Source organism: Shewanella sp. 5S214, from assembly GCF_041439795.1.
Classification (GTDB): domain Bacteria; phylum Pseudomonadota; class Gammaproteobacteria; order Enterobacterales; family Shewanellaceae; genus Shewanella; species Shewanella vesiculosa.
Genome location: NZ_JBGOOV010000034.1, coordinates 16621 through 32571, shown reverse-complemented (window position 1 = coordinate 32571; position 15951 = coordinate 16621). Strand labels below are relative to the sequence as shown.

Annotated in this window: 11 protein-coding genes; 5 read left to right on the top strand and 6 right to left on the bottom strand. The window is 40.9% G+C overall.

Translation table 11 applies throughout. The features are described 5' to 3' along the window. Nucleotides 1-67 precede the first annotated feature (67 nt). Nucleotides 68-844 (bottom strand): peroxide stress protein YaaA, encoded by a 777-nt coding sequence (gene yaaA / locus ACED29_RS18485; RefSeq protein WP_182698340.1) that lies wholly within the window; start codon nucleotides 842-844, stop codon nucleotides 68-70. Nucleotides 845-960: 116 nt separating this feature from the next. Then, a complete protein-coding gene (locus ACED29_RS18480; protein WP_124017221.1) occupies nucleotides 961-2397 on the bottom strand; it encodes a sodium:alanine symporter family protein in 1437 nt (478 codons plus the stop codon). 521 nt (nucleotides 2398-2918) lie between these two features. On the opposite strand from ACED29_RS18480, the gene ACED29_RS18475 reads away from it, so the two are divergent. The 5 genes from ACED29_RS18475 to ACED29_RS18455 all read left to right on the top strand — a co-directional run bounded on the left by ACED29_RS18475 (nucleotide 2919) and on the right by ACED29_RS18455 (nucleotide 10141). Next, a complete protein-coding gene (locus ACED29_RS18475; RefSeq protein WP_124017140.1) occupies nucleotides 2919-5285 on the top strand; it encodes a phosphoketolase family protein in 2367 nt (788 codons plus the stop codon). Between the two features lie 394 nt (nucleotides 5286-5679). After that, on the top strand, nucleotides 5680-6798 hold the full coding sequence (locus tag ACED29_RS18470; RefSeq protein WP_165870136.1) for an OmpA family protein: 1119 nt from the start codon (nucleotides 5680-5682) through the stop codon (nucleotides 6796-6798). Between the two features lie 296 nt (nucleotides 6799-7094). After that, nucleotides 7095-8048 carry a transaldolase gene (tal, locus tag ACED29_RS18465; protein WP_124017138.1) on the top strand — a complete coding sequence of 318 codons (954 nt, stop codon included), beginning with the start codon at nucleotides 7095-7097 and terminating at the stop codon, nucleotides 8046-8048. A 15-nt stretch (nucleotides 8049-8063) separates the two neighbouring features. Further along, nucleotides 8064-9701 carry a glucose-6-phosphate isomerase gene (gene pgi / locus ACED29_RS18460; RefSeq protein ID WP_371698345.1) on the top strand — a complete coding sequence of 546 codons (1638 nt, stop codon included), beginning with the start codon at nucleotides 8064-8066 and terminating at the stop codon, nucleotides 9699-9701. Between the two features lie 254 nt (nucleotides 9702-9955). Next, nucleotides 9956-10141, top strand: coding sequence for a DUF3545 family protein (locus ACED29_RS18455; RefSeq protein WP_124017136.1), 186 nt, complete (start codon nucleotides 9956-9958; stop codon nucleotides 10139-10141). 134 nt (nucleotides 10142-10275) lie between these two features. Here ACED29_RS18455 and ACED29_RS18450 read toward each other — a convergent pair whose 3' ends face one another. The 4 genes from ACED29_RS18450 to thrA all read right to left on the bottom strand — a co-directional run bounded on the left by ACED29_RS18450 (nucleotide 10276) and on the right by thrA (nucleotide 15754). Further along, nucleotides 10276-10818 (bottom strand): hemerythrin domain-containing protein, encoded by a 543-nt coding sequence (locus tag ACED29_RS18450; RefSeq protein ID WP_124017135.1) that lies wholly within the window; start codon nucleotides 10816-10818, stop codon nucleotides 10276-10278. A gap of 179 nt (nucleotides 10819-10997) precedes the next feature. After that, nucleotides 10998-12281: a threonine synthase gene (thrC, locus tag ACED29_RS18445; protein ID WP_371698343.1), complete on the bottom strand. Its 1284-nt coding sequence runs from the start codon at nucleotides 12279-12281 to the stop codon at nucleotides 10998-11000. A 48-nt stretch (nucleotides 12282-12329) separates the two neighbouring features. Then, nucleotides 12330-13289, bottom strand: coding sequence for a homoserine kinase (gene thrB, locus ACED29_RS18440; protein ID WP_371698341.1), 960 nt, complete (start codon nucleotides 13287-13289; stop codon nucleotides 12330-12332). Then, nucleotides 13286-15754, bottom strand: a complete 2469-nt coding sequence (gene thrA, locus ACED29_RS18435) for a bifunctional aspartate kinase/homoserine dehydrogenase I (RefSeq protein ID WP_371698339.1) — start codon at nucleotides 15752-15754, stop codon at nucleotides 13286-13288. The genes thrB and thrA overlap by 4 nt, the downstream gene beginning before the upstream one ends. Nucleotides 15755-15951: the final 197 nt, after the last annotated feature.

Here is a 15951-nt window from a genome sequence, read left to right as displayed (position 1 = left end):
GAATTTGATGACTAAAAAGCCCTTGTTTAAGGGCTTTTTTATTGGCTAATCCATTGGACTTAAAGTTTTACTTTTGTTCGGCGCGTAAAAATACAGGCTCTGTGGGAGTCGACTGCGCTTCGCTGTAGTAATAGCCTTCAAGATCAAACTCAGTTAATTGCTTAACAGAAGTGGGATTAGTATCAATAATATAGCGCGCCATCAAACCACGAGCTTTTTTGGCATAAAAACTAATCACTTTAAATTGGCCCTTTTTGCAGTCTTTAAACACAGGGGTAATTAGCTGACCTTGAAGTTGTTTTACTTTGACAGACTTAAAGTACTCATTAGAGGCTAAGTTAACAATGATATCATCGCCCTGCTCTTTCAATGCTTGATTAACAGCTTCTGTAATCGTTTCTCCCCAGAAAGCATACAAGTTATTACCTTCAGGGTTTGCCAGTTTAGTGCCCATTTCTAAGCGATACGGTTGGATTAAATCTAGTGGTTTAAGTAAGCCATACAAACCAGATAAAATACGTAAATGTTTTTGACTAGAAGCCATTTGTGACTCAGATAAATTATCTGCATCAAAGCCTGTATACACATCACCTCTAAAGGCAAAAATGGCCTGCTTAGCATTATCTAAGGTAAACGGTGGCTGCCAATCAGCAAACCGAGCGGCATTCAGCCCTGCTATTTTATCACTCACCTTCATCAAGCTGGCAATATCCATGGGAGTTAATTCACGGCAAACATCAATCAACGCTTGGCTTTGTTTTAGAAAGCGCGGCTGAGTATGGGTATTAGAAATAGGTGAATGTTCAAAATCTAATGTTTTCGCAGGTGAAACTAAAACCAACATAAGTAAGCTCCGGATAAAATCATAACGTCATCATACTGAACTGATATAAAAAAACCATGCCGCATTAGCATGGTTTTTTCGATTGAGCTATTCGAGTAAACACTCTATACCCGAGTTTATTTCTTTATAGGCTCTGAAGAATTAGGCCAAATTTTTTCTTCTAATTGATCGGCTAACTCTGGAAATTTACTGGTATCAAATACCGGATCGATACCCGCATCAATCTGTTCCCGATAGTCGTTAATAACTCGAATCGCTAGGCCAGACAACAACAATAAGGCCACAATGTTAACAATAGCCATTAATCCCATTGATACATCGGCTAAATCCCATACTAGACTGATTTTAGCCAGTGAACCGAACATCACCATACCTAAAACAACTACGCGAAATATAGGCAAAGCTTTTTTACTATTACCAGACAGGAACATGACATTAGTTTCTGCGTAAGAATAGTTCGCAATAATAGACGTAAAGCAGAAAAGTAAAATGGCAAAGGCAATAAATGCTCCCCCCCAATCACCCACATGGCTGGTAAGTGCACTAATCGTTTTCGCAATGCCATCTGAACTAGATGCTGCATCACCAGACAATAAAATAATTGCAGCCGTTGCAGTACAAATAACAATAGTATCGACAAATACACCCATCATTTGCACAAAACCTTGCGATGCTGGGTGATTAGGATTTGGAGATGCGCTGGCAGCCACGTTTGCTGCACTTCCCATACCTGCTTCGTTTGAAAATAATCCTCGAGCAATACCGGCTTGCATTGCTTGAGCAACACTATAAGCAACACCACCAGCAGCGGCTTCTTGCCAACCAAATGCACTGTTAATAACTAACATGAAAATGTCAGGTAACTTCTCAATATTCATCCCAACAACAACAAATGCTATAGCAATATAAGCAATCGCCATAACAGGTACAATGAGCTCAGATGCTTTAGCCACTTTTTTAAGGCCACCTACAATGACAAACGCACTGCAGATAACAATACCAATACCGATATATAGTGGTTCAAAACCAAAAACTTGAGTCATTGCACCAGTAATGGTATTGGCTTGAACAGCATTAAATACAAGACCAAATGCTAAAATTAGGAAGATAGAAAAAACCACGCCCATCCAACGCTGACCAAGGCCTTTCTCCATATAATAAGCTGGACCGCCACGGTATTGACCATCACCATCTTTGACTTTATAAACCTGAGCAAGAGTCGACTCTATCATCGCAGTAGCCATACCCAATACTGCTATAGCCCACATCCAAAACACGGCACCAGGCCCTGCTGTTCCAATTGCAACCGCGACACCAGCCATATTACCAGCTCCGACACGTGCAGCCATACTGGTACAAAAAACTTGAAATGATGATAAGCCATGCTTACCTGGACGGCGGCTAATCGCGAGTACTTTAATACCGTGCACAAAATGGGTAATTTGAATAAAACCAAGACGAATAGTAAAAAATAACCCTGCTCCCACCAACCCATAAACCAATAATTTGCCCCAAAGCAGGCTATTCATGAAATTAACAATCGTCTCTAACATTGCCATATTGTCTAATCTTCCCCGTTATAAGGTTATTTTTCTGTATCAGGCCATTGCACTGAATATAAAACACATAAGGCACAGACCAAGCACGTCATGTGCAAGCTGCTATGTGTAAAACGGTAATACTAATAAAAGTACCTATATAAAGTCGCCATTATAAAAGGTTATGGTCGTGGATTAATAGGTATTGATCACTCAGGACTACGAATGCTAAAGCTACGTTACCTAGCATACACATCGATTAAGTAAATGAAACGTTGCAATAACATCAACAAAACAAAAATTAACAAGTGATCTCAGTCACACTTTATCATTTCTACTATTAATGCTCTATGTTTAAAAAGCATTTGAATCGTTATTAAATTTCAAGTAATTAGCGACAAATCAACAATAAATGCGATCGAAACCAAACCTCATTACTCAGAAATTAGATAAAGGCCACATTATTGTAACTAAATTACAGATACAGTGTTCTCAAAGAAGGTTAAATAAGTTTTTCACTTTTAATAGAGGTCACTATGACTAACCCAAATGAAATCATCGCGCTAAAAAAATACGTAAGAGCAACGAACTTCCTTGCGACATCGCAGATTTATCTGAAGCAAAACGTACTTTTTAAGCGTCCGTTACAACATACAGATATCAAACCTCGTCTACTCGGTCACTGGGGAACATGTCCTGGTATTAACTTTGTCTACGCGAACGTTAACCGTCTTATTGTTAAGCATAAGCGTGAATTCATTTACCTTGTTGGTCCTGGCCACGGTTTCCCAGCGGTGCAAGCTAACTTATTTGTTGAAGGTTCACTTAGTCATTTCTATCCTGAGACCATTCCATTCACAGAAACAGGTATCGAAGATATCTGTAAAAAATTCTCAGCAGCCTACGGCTATCCATCACATGCAAACCCAGAAGCTCCAGGCCAAATATTAGAAGGTGGTGAGCTTGGTTATTCACTTTCTGTCGCTTGGGGCTCTGTATTAGATAACCCAAATCTTATTGCCGCTTGTTTGATCGGTGACGGTGAAGCGGAAACCGGCCCATTAGCGGCATCTTGGTATGCTAACCGCTTAGTCTCTCCTGAGCATAACGGTGCGGTTCTGCCAATCGTCCATATTAACGGTTATAAGATCTCAGGTCCAACCCGTATGGGCCGCATGAGCCATGAAGAACTGGATCTCGAATTCCGTGGCCTTGGTTATCACCCCATCATAGTTGATGATGAAATGGAAACGGACATCTTTGAACAAATGACAGCGGCAATGGACTTGTCTTATGAAATGATCACTGACATTCAACGTCGAGCTCGTTCCGGTGAAGACGTTGTCAAACCCCGCTGGCCAGTTATTTTAATGAGAACAGCTAAAGGTTGGACGGGTACAGCTGAATATGATGGCAAAAAATTAGCCGGTAACTGTGAATCTCATCAAGTGATTGTCAGCAACTGTGCTAAAGATAAAGGCCATTTAGAAGCACTCAATACATGGTTAGCCAGCTATAAGTTTGATGAGCTAGTACAAACGACTGAAAGCGGCGAACTGATATTTGATAAAGACATCATGTCATTAATGCCACCAAAGGATTTATGCTGTGGTCGCCAACGTTTAAGTTATGGCGGTGAAGTCGTTCGCGCTTTAACGAATCCAGATTTAAGTAAACTAGGTTATGGTGCTGAAACACCTCGTGGCCATCGTGGTTTTTCAATGTTGAAAATGGGAGAATGGATGCGTGATGCATTCAAACTGAACCGCGATCAACGCAACCTACGTATTTTCAGTCCAGATGAAACTTATTCAAATCAGTTACAAGCTGTATTTGAAGAAACAGATCGTTCATGGCAATGGCCTATAGAAAGCTGGGACCAAGATATGTCGCGCGATGGCCGCGTGATTGAGTTGTTATCTGAAAACTTGTTATTTGGTATGTTACATGGCTACACAGTAACCGGCCGTCACGGTATGTTCCCTACTTATGAATCTTTTTCTCAGGTAGTGTCATCAATGGCTGACCAATACTGTAAATATGTCCATGCCAGCCAAGGGATCCATTTCCGTAAGCCAATTCCAGCATGTAACGTAGTATTGTCATCGTTATTAGAACGTCAAGATCACAACGGTTACTCTCATCAGAACCCATCATTCCTAGGCGCGATGTTAGAGAAGCACCCAGAAATTATCTCTGCTTACTTGCCAGCAGATGCAAACAGCACCTTGGTATATACCGAAAAAGCTTATGCTGACAGAGACAAACTGAATATTATTGTTGCGGGTAAAAAATCTTTACCTCAATGGTTATCTTTAGCTGAAGCTCGTCAACAAGCTAAAGATGGCATGATGGTATGGGATTTCGCCTCAGATACCAATCCTGATGTGGTACTAGCTGGTTGTGGTGATTATGCAACTCAAGAATGTATGGCTTCTTTAGTTCTCATTCGTGAAATACTACCAAGAGTACGTATCCGTTTTGTCAGCGTGTCAGAACTTCACAGTAGCGGTTTAGGCAGCCTTGAATTTCAAAGCAAACCTTGGATGATGGATGAAGTATTTACCCAAGATAAAGGTGTGGTATTTAATTACCATGGTTATCCAAATACCATCAAGAAATTGGTCTTTGATTATAAAGGTAACCGTCGTTTCCGTATTAAAGGTTATGAAGAAGAAGGTTCAACGACGACACCATTTGATATGGGAGTGCGTAACGGTACATCTCGCTATCACTTAGTGATCGATATGGCTTACAAATTATTCCAGCAAGGTGTGATTGATGAAACACAACATGTGACCATCACCACAGATATGTTGCAACGATTAGTTGACCATAAGAACTACATCAAAGCCAATGGTGTGGATCCAGAAGAAATCGAAAACTGGGTATGGACTCGTTAAACTAACTTATTATTAGACCAAAAATACGCCTTCTGGGCGTATTTTTATTTTCACCCCCCAAATATGCTCATTAGAGGCATAAAAAGCAAAAACATTAAAAATCAGTACTATATTCACAATTACTCCCCAATCAATGCCAAAATAAAACAATCACACTTAGCTTATGATTTTACTTACTTTTTCTATGTCGCTTCAATTTTATTGCACTGGTATTTTACCGACCATTACCAAAAATTAATCTTTTTTACTATGGAAAAACATCTAATTACCACCCATACTTGCGCCGCTGACTAAAATACAAAGGAACACCACATTAAGCGTCAGCAATGCATGAAGATAACAACTCCGTTACATGCATATTTGGTGGAGTAAAATAACAATGGACTATAAAAATATGATGAAGAACACATTAAAAGTAGTATTACTCACATCTATGTTGCCTTTCGCTGCATCTGCTGCTCAAGAATTAACACCTTGGTACGTTGGTGGTGGTTTAGGCGTCAATAACTATGAACCAAACTGTGACCAAAAAACCATGAAAGTGTGTGGTGAAGATGACCCATATGCTTGGGACGTATTTGGTGGCTATTTATTTAACGAATATGTCGGAATTGAATTAGGTTATCGTGACCTTGGCCGCGCAGAATGGACTGATTATTCAAACAAACGTAATGATGTTGGTGTTCGTGGTATGTCATTAGGTTTTGTTGGTTTTTACCCATTAGCTGACAAGTGGAGCTTATCTGCTGAAGCCGGTGCATTAAACTACTTAATCTCCAACAAAAAAGAATACAACACTGAATATTATAGTGATAGCGGTATTGCACCATATTTAGGTGCTGGTGTTGGTTATAACTTTACTGATAACCTAAAGTTACAAGCTAAATACCGTCGTTATGAAAATCTTGACGAAGAAAAGTGGAATACACTTTCAATGGAAAGTAACTATTGGGGTCTTGAGCTAAGTTATCGTTTTGGTACTAGCGCTCCTGCTGCAGTTGTTGCTCCAGTAGTGGCTCCAATTGTTGCTGTAACACCTGGTGATGCTGACAAAGATGGTGTTAAAGATAACATGGACAAATGTCCAAATACTCCTTTAACACACAAAGTTGATGCTACAGGTTGTACTGTTTATGAAAACATCACCACTAAGCATGACTTAGGTGGTATTTTGTTTGCTAATGACTCAGCAGAGATCCGTGCAGGCTCATTTGCTGATTTAGAAAAACTAGCAGATTTCATGAACAAATACCCACAACATACTGTATCTATCGGAGGCCATGCGTCTAACGTAGGTAAAGCAGAATACAACATGAAGCTTTCTGAGCGTCGTGCTGTAGCGGTTGCAAATGCACTGAACACAAAGTATGGCATTAGCAAAAGCAGAATCAATGCTGTTGGTTACGGTATCACTCAACCTGTTATGCAAGGTAGCTCAGCTGAAGCTAACCGTGTTAACCGTCGTATCGAAGCTATCGTGACGGGTACCGAAAAACGCGCAGTATTACGTTAATTGTAATATTGATACGCTATACTTTAAAAGTCGCTGCTTGCAGCGGCTTTTTTATTTTAAGAACAACCTAATAAGCCTTACAACAGTGGCTGACACTGACACTCAGGTAATAGAATTGGAACTCTGCACCGTATAAACTAACCAATTCTGTCTATTTAACGACAATAATGGCTTTAAATAAGCGAAAATAACGGAAAATTTGGTAATTTTTTTACAAATAAAGTTGGAATAATCCCTAAAATCGCTTCTAATAAAGGCATTGATCTATTTTCATTGCTTATCGAGAGGAAATTTCCATGGCCAATGCACTCGCGCAACTCAAATCATTCACTACCATCGTTGCTGATACTGGCGACATAGAGGCAATTAAGCGTTATCAGCCTGAAGATGCCACAACTAACCCGTCGCTAATCTTGAAAGCCTCACAAATCCCTGAATACGCTTTTCTTATCGAAAATGCGATTGAATGGGCAAAAACCCAAAGCCAAAATGTTGAACAACAGATCGAAGATGCTGGTGATAAACTGGCTGTCAATATTGGTGTTGAAATTTTAAAGTTAGTACCAGGCCGTATCTCAACGGAAGTCGATGCTCGCTTATCATTTGACAAACAAGGCTCAATTGACAAAGCGCACAAGCTAATCAAATTATACCAAGACGCTGGTATAGACAAATCGCGTATTCTGATAAAACTAGCTTCAACTTGGGAAGGTATTTGCGCTGCAAAAGAACTTGAACAAGAAGGGATAAACTGCAATCTAACATTACTATTTAGCTTTGCTCAAGCAAGAGCTTGTGCCGAAGCTGGCGTATACTTGATTTCACCTTTTGTTGGTCGCATCTTAGATTGGTATAAAAAAGACACAGGTCAAGATTACACAGCACAAACCGATCCTGGCGTAGTCTCTGTTACTGAGATATATAACTACTACAAGCAGCACGGCTATAACACTGTTGTAATGGGTGCCAGTTTCAGAAATATCGGTGAAATTATTGAGCTTGCTGGTTGTGATCGTCTAACAATTGGCCCTGCGTTACTAGAAGAGTTAGCGAATACTGATATTGAAATCAGCGAAAAGTTAGTGGCAACTGCAGCAACACATTCGGCTCCAGCAGCACTCACTGAAGCACAGTTCCGCTGGGCATTTAATGAAGATCCAATGGCTGTGGATAAATTAGCTGAAGGGATTCGTAACTTTGCCATCGATCAAGGCAAACTAGAAGTTATGCTAAAGACAAAATTAAGCTAGTTGGAGGCTTTACTCGTGACTACACTGACTCAAAGCACGACTTGGAAAGCGCTACAAACGCATTCAAGTCAACTACCTCACATGCGCGAATTATTTGCCCAAAACCCACAACGTTTTGAACAAATGAGCGTTGCGGCTTGTGGTCTGTTTTTAGATTATTCTAAAAACCGTGTGAACGATGAAACACTTAAGCTGCTATTCTCTCTCGCTAAAGAAGCAAAACTGAGTGATAAAATTACCGCGATGTTTAATGGTGATGTGATTAACAACACTGAACAACGCTCGGTATTACATACTGCACTGCGCAGTAAATCAACTCAAACTATCATGGCTGAAGGGGCAAACATCGTTCCTGAAATACAACAAACATTAGCTAAAATGGCTAAATTTGTTGGCTCTGTTCAATCTGGAGTGTGGAAAGGTTATACAGGTAAAGCGATTACTGACATTGTGAGTATTGGTATTGGAGGTTCATTCCTTGGCCCCAAAATTGTATCGCAAGCGCTAAGACCCTATTGGCAAAAAGGACTTAACTGTCATTTTGTTGCCAATGTTGATGCGACCTCTATATGTGAAAAGCTAAAAAATCTCAACGCTGAAACAACCTTGTTTGTGATGTCATCGAAATCATTCAGTACCCAAGAGACACTCACTAATACTCTGAGCGCTAAAGACTGGTTTTTAGCTCAAGGTGCAGGCCAACAAGATGTCGCTAAGCACTTTGTTGCCGTGACATCAAATGTGACTAAAGCAACAGAGTTTGGCATGGACGCTAGCAACATATTCCCAATGTGGGACTGGGTTGGCGGCCGCTACTCTTTATGGTCAGCGATTGGTTTACCTATTGCGTTACTTATTGGCATGGATAACTTTAAAGCCTTGCTGGATGGCGCACATCAAATGGATGAGCATTTTTCCAATACACCTGTCGAACAGAATATGCCAGTGATCATGGCAATGCTATCGGTGTTGTACGGCAACTTCCATGGTGCTCAAGCACACGTCATTTTGACTTATGATCATTATCTACGGGGTCTGCCTGCTTATTTCCAGCAATTAGATATGGAAAGTAATGGAAAATCAGTCACCTTAGACGGTAGTGATGTTGATTACAGCACGGGTCCTGTTATTTGGGGGGGTGAAGGTACTAATGGACAACATGCTTACCACCAGTTACTGCATCAAGGAACATCACTGATCCCTGCGGACTTTATCATGCCACTTCAGAGCCATAATCCGTTAGGTGAGCATCATGACCAACTTGCATCAAACTGCTTTGGACAAACTCAAGCGTTAATGCAAGGCCGAACTTATGCTGAAGCACTAGCAGAACTGAGTAATAGTTCATTAGACGCGGCTCAAATACCGCTTATTGCTAAACATAAGGTCATGTCAGGTAACAAACCCAGTAATACTTTATTAATGAATAAACTGACGCCAACGACCTTAGGCGCGTTGATTGCGCTATATGAACATAAAACATTTGTTCAAGGTGCTATATGGCAAATCAACTCATTTGATCAATGGGGAGTGGAGCTCGGCAAGCAGCTAGGTAATGATGTATTGGAGCGTATTGGTGCTAAAGAAGAGGCAACACAATTAGACTCATCAAGTAATGCGTTGATCAATCTTTATCGTCAGGGGAAGCTTTAACGCCTGAGGCAAATTAACGCTCGCCCACAAAGCCTTTGTATCAAAACACCCTCAATAGTCTTGAGGGTGTTTTTTTATGTTCAGGATATGTATTTATTGATCATTTATTAACATCGTTAATCACTAGCTAAAAACATCAATATGAAGCATAAAAAAACAGCTGACATGTAACACTAATGAAACACAAGTGTTGCATCCTATAGCTGTTATATGATATTTATCTGCAGAGACATCATAATAAAAGGGAGGTTACCATGGATCGATTAGACTATGGTGGTGCGCTAGACGAAGTTGTTGAAAGACCAAGCCGCTCAAAAAGTTCGCCTAAAAAACGCAAATGGCGTGAGATTGAAGCCATTAAGGATAAACAGCGTTTGCTTAGGGAACTGCAAGATATTGATGATTCATTCGATTTTGATGTTAACACACTAGTGCTTTAATTGGGTTATATCACCATTAAAGCCTAACGATAAAATCAATTAAAAGAGCGCTTAATGCGCTCTTTTTGTTTAACAAAATCGTGTCAGATTAGGCATTGATAACTTTCAATATCTCTTCATCAAAGTAAAACATTTTATTTATTGTCTGCATGCTCAATATAGGCACGTAAATCTTCAAAAACCGTTTTATTGCTGTCATTGAATAATGGGTCTTCAATTAAGCGTTTTTCACATAATACGGTGACTTTTTGCCAATCCTTTTCATCAAACACGTTAACAAAATTCGGAAACACATCCCGCTCTTCGTACTGCATATGCTTCTCTTGAAGTTCGATATATTCTTGCAGATCTTTAACAAGTTGATCTCGTGAAATCACCACATCAGATAAGATCATGTTCAAGCTATAAACTAACGCGCTAGATGCTTCAGCTAAACGATGATGTTCATTATACAACTGGCCACTATTTGCCTGGCCGGTTTTATTACTATAGTAATCGAAAATAATGTCTTCCAAAGGATGATGGCTGTGTTCTGCATAACTCTGCATGTACTCAACAATATCTCTAACCAGATTAAAATTGACTCCTTGGCCATCTGCCAATCGAGTCAATTTATTGGAAAGAATATTCAACAAAATAGCAATATGCTTGTGGTCGTGCATTAAACGTTGCAACATAGTCTTCTCCCGTAATCTATTTACCAAACGATAATGTTTAAATAATAGTCAAAAATGCACTATTTACTAATCTACACTGGTATAAAGCTTTTGGGGTATGATTAAGATCATATTATTGAAATATAAAAAAACACCTTATAGCGATCTGATCGATATAAGGTGCTAGATATTGCAAAAAACTATTGTAATACTGCAAACATATGTGACTTAAGCTGTTCAAAGTCTGCTGGTAACTGCGCTGACAAGATATCTTTTTGTGCAACTGCAGCCAATTCAGGAGGCAAGGACAAATTAATCGATAACTCACGATCAACCACATCCTTGAACTTAGCAGGATGGGCAGTACCAAGAAATATACCGGTTTCGTTGCTCTCCAGACCTAGAGTTAATGCATGGGCTGCGATAGCGGCGTGTGGCTCAGATTGATAGCCTGCTTGATATAACTGAAGCAATGCGGCACGAGTATCAAACTCTGAAAGTGCAACACCAGTAACCAATGATAGCGGCCACCCCATCTGCGCGCAAATAGCCTCAACACGAGGCCAGTTACTCGGTTCAGACACATCCATAGCATTTGACATGGTTGCCACTGTTTTATGCGGCTGCCATTCTCCATCGACAAGGTAACGCGGTACAGTGTCATTACTGTTAGTGGCGGCAATAAAGCGTTTAATGGGGAGGCCCATGGCTTTAGCAAATAAACCTGCGGTTAAATTACCAAAGTTACCACTGGGTACGGACAATACAATATCATCTTGTCCAGCTTGCTTGGCTTGCGCTACCGCTTCAAAGTAGTAACAGATCTGGGCTAACAAGCGGCTAATATTAATTGAGTTCGCCGAATTTAAGGCTAAGTCTTCGCGAATATTACTGTCATCAAATGCTTGTTTTACAAGATGCTGACACGCATCAAAGTCAGAGGTTACCGCCACCGTATGGATATTTTGGCCTAAAGTAGTAAACATTTTTTCTTGCAGCTCACTGATTTTACCTTTGGGATACAACACCATCACGTTGACGTTATCTAAACCGTAAAATGCATCCGCTACTGCGGCACCAGTATCACCGGATGTCGCCGTTAAAATAGTCAGTTTTTTGTTTCCAGCAAGTAAGCCGATGCATTGCGCCATAAATCGAGCACCAAAATCTTTGAATGCTAAGGTTGGGCCATGAAAAAGCTCTAAACAAGCACGCTTATCGTCAACCTTAACGAGTGGCACATCAAAGGTAAATGCTTTATCAACCAGTGTATCTACACTGTCCTGCCCCAACTCATCGGCTAACCATGCACCCAACACTTTTTTACTGCGCTCAGCAAAAGGTAACGCCAATAATGCATCCATATCGGCTAGCACCGGAATCGATGTTGGGAAAAATAATCCTCTGTCTTTACCTAAGCCAAGCTGGACGGCTTGGCTGAAGTTTACTAACTGCGATGGGTGTTTTAAGTTATATAATTCCATTGCGACTGCCTTTTAAATTTCAATATAAATAATGCGAAAAATTAAACGTTACACGCAGCGCGTGCCGAGTTGATCCAATTTACAAATATGAGCAAAGCCACCTGGCTCAGAGATATAATGCTCCATTAACCAAACTTTGGCTTTTTCTGCAGTGGCTAAATCGTCAGTCACACTAAACAGTGTTGGACCACTGCCAGAGATACCTGTGGTGAGCATGCCTAAGTCAGTTAATGCTGCCCGAGCATCCGTATAACCTGGAATCGCTGCGGCACGATAAGGCTCAGCTAAAACATCTTTTAGCATTTCAATCGCTAATGCTGCATCTTGCTGATAACTTGCGTGAACAAAAGCACTCAAGTAGCGACCAAAATCAATCGCAACCGATTTATCATATTGTTGAGGTAGTAATGCGCGCATTTTGGCAGTCGATAACGAGATACCAGGATACGCGACCACCCAATACCAATTGTCAAAGCTCGGGATGGTTGCACATGCTTGCTTATCAGAGTTAAGCATCAATTGCATGCCTCCTAAATAGCAAGGTGCAACATTGTCGTAATGCACACTACCCGATATTTTACCTTCAAATTCGCCCATCAAAGCTAACAAAGCTTGCTGGTCAAACGGCAGTCCAAAATGTTCATTTAGAGCATATAATGCGGCAACAACAGAGCTTGCACTTGAGCCTAAGCCACTGCCTACAGGAAGGTTTTTTTCTAGGCAGATAGTTACTCCATCATGTCTTTGTAATTTAGCTAAAAAGAACTCCGCACATTGATAAACGATATTGTCTTTGCCGTCAGCGGGTAGCTTATGCGCCCATTCCCCCACCTGACTATAACTGATGCCGCTAACCGCACTACTAATTATTACCCTATCACCCAGTAATGATCCATCGATTGGCGCTAAGGCAGCACCAAGCAAATCAAATCCCACCCCCACGTTGCCCATTGATGCTGGCGCATAAACCGTAAGCGTGTCTTGGCTTACCTTTAACGTTTGCTTCATAACCCAACCTCACGAGTCCAATTTAGGGTTCTTAGCACGTCTGCAAAGGCGCCAGCTGCTGTCACTTCAGTTCCTGCACCATAACCTCTTAACACGAACGGGATCGGCTGATAATAACGGCTATAAAATGCTAGGGCATTCTCGCCACCTTTAACACTATAAAGCGGATTGGTTGCATCCACTTCAATAATTCTGACATGGCATTGGCCTTCATCGATTTGGCCAACATAACGCAGTACTTTACCTTCGGCTTTTGCTGCTGCGACTCGGGCTGATATTTCTGCATCTAATGAAGGCAGATTAGCCATAAATTGATTTACATCACCAGAGTCATCAAAACCTACAGGCAATACCGACTCGACATGAATGTCCTCAAGCTCTAAAGGTAGACCGACTTCACGGGCTAAAATTAATACCTTACGCGCAACGTCCATACCGCTGAGATCATCGCGAGGATCGGGTTCAGTAAAACACTTATCACGAGCAATGGCTGTTGCTTGCGATAAGCTCATACCTTCATCTAACATGCCAAAGATATACGATAACGACCCAGATAATATACCGTTAAACTTATGTAGTTTATCTCCCGCGTACATAAGCTTTTTCAGGTTATCGATGACAGGCAAACCAGCACCAACCGTGGTTTCATATAAAAATTGACGGCGCTGAGTTAACGCTGTTTTACGCAGCTCTTGATAGTAAGCATAATCACGAGTATTAGACTTTTTATTGGGTGTCACAACATGGAAGCCGGCATTCATGACATCAAGATAACGATCTGACACTAACTCGCTCGAAGTACAATCAACCAGCACAGGGTTGAGCAATTGTTGTTCTTGACCCCACTGCAGCAACTTAGCTAAATCATATGGTTGACCTTTTTCGGCCAATAATGATTGCCATTCAGTAAGCTCAAAACCTTCACTGTTTAATATCATATGACGAGAGTTAGCAATGCCACAAACACGAATGCTAATGTGCTGATCTTTTAGCATCGAGCCTTGTTGCTTAATTTGTTCTAATAAACCCGTCCCCACATTACCGCTGCCAACTAAAAATACATCGAGATACTGCTGTACATCAAAAAAGGCTTGATGACATGCGCCAATGGCATGTTTAGTTTTCTTCTGTTGGATAACCGTTGAAATAGAACGCTCTGATGAACCTTGCGCAATAGCAACAATATTGACACTGGCTTTAGCTAACGCGGTAAAAAACTTAGCCGCGACTCCCTTGTGGGTTTTCATGCCATCGCCGATCAGAGACACAATCGACAGGTCATGACGTAACTCTATTGGTTCAAGTAATTCACTCTTAATTTCTAGTTCAAACTCTTGCTCTAATGCCCATTTCGCTTTATTGGCATCTGAAGTGGCTACACAGAAACTGATACTGTACTCAGATGAGCTTTGAGTAATTAGAGATACTGAAATACCACTGCGAGAAATAACCGCTAATGTTCGGCTTGCCATACCAACCATGCCTTTCATACCAGGACCAGAAACGTTAAACATGGTTTGATTATCAAGGTTTGAAATCGCTTTAACTTGTAAACCAGTTTTATCATCGTCATTAGACACTAACGTGCCAGGGGCAGATGGATTAAAACTGTTTTTGATATAACAAGGGATATGATACTGAGCAATCGGTGCAATAGTTTTAGGGTGCAACACTTTGGCACCAAAATAAGATAATTCCATCGCCTCTTGGTAGCTTAATTGTGATAATAATTTTGCATCAGCAACTACTCGCGGGTCAGTATTATAAACCCCATCAACGTCAGTCCAAATCTCACAACTAGAGGCATCTAAACAGGCCGCCAGCACAGCAGCGGAATAATCAGAACCATTGCGACCTAATGTCACCACTTTGCCATGAGCATCTGCAGCAGTAAAACCAGGCATAACCCATACGCGACATTGTTCAAGCTTAAGTAAAGCAAAGCGTAGTTTACTGACTGTGATATCAACCACAGACTCCAACGGCTGTCCGTGAGCTAAAAATAGCGCAACAGGATCAAGTTGTGCTGAAGTGATGCCTTTTGCCAACATCACTTGCTCCATTAATGCCGCCGACAATCGTTCACCTGTGACTACGATTTCAGCGCGGACACTGTCAGGGCATTCACCTAGTAATTTAATCCCATACAGTTTGTCTTGCCAAACTTGCATTTGTACGGCTAGTTTTTCAACCAGCAACTGATGCTGAAAAGACGTGATCAGTGATGCTGCGGCATCTGAAAAGAGTCCACTATAGACTGAACTAATATGGTCTAATACTGGCTGGTAATCTTGCTGATTAACGGCAATATCGACCATTTCTAAAAGCGCATTGGTCACAGTGGCAGGAGCAGAAAGTACAGTCGCAACAGATTCCGTTAATGCAGTATCAGCAATAATGTCTGCCGCCATAGAAAAACGAGGCCAATTCGCTAGTGATGTTCCACCAAATTTCATTACTTTCATGTCAATCTCCATGTCACTAATAGAGTGACAACATTAAATTAAAACCAAATGATTAGAATTAAAACAAAAAAGCCCGCTTCAGATGTTAGAAGCGGGCTTGTTGTACAAATCTTTTAGGGTGTAATCAGCCCGCCCCCACTATGGTAATAGTGGTGGTTGTAATGGTAGTAATTACAACGAGCATGAGGGTAAACATT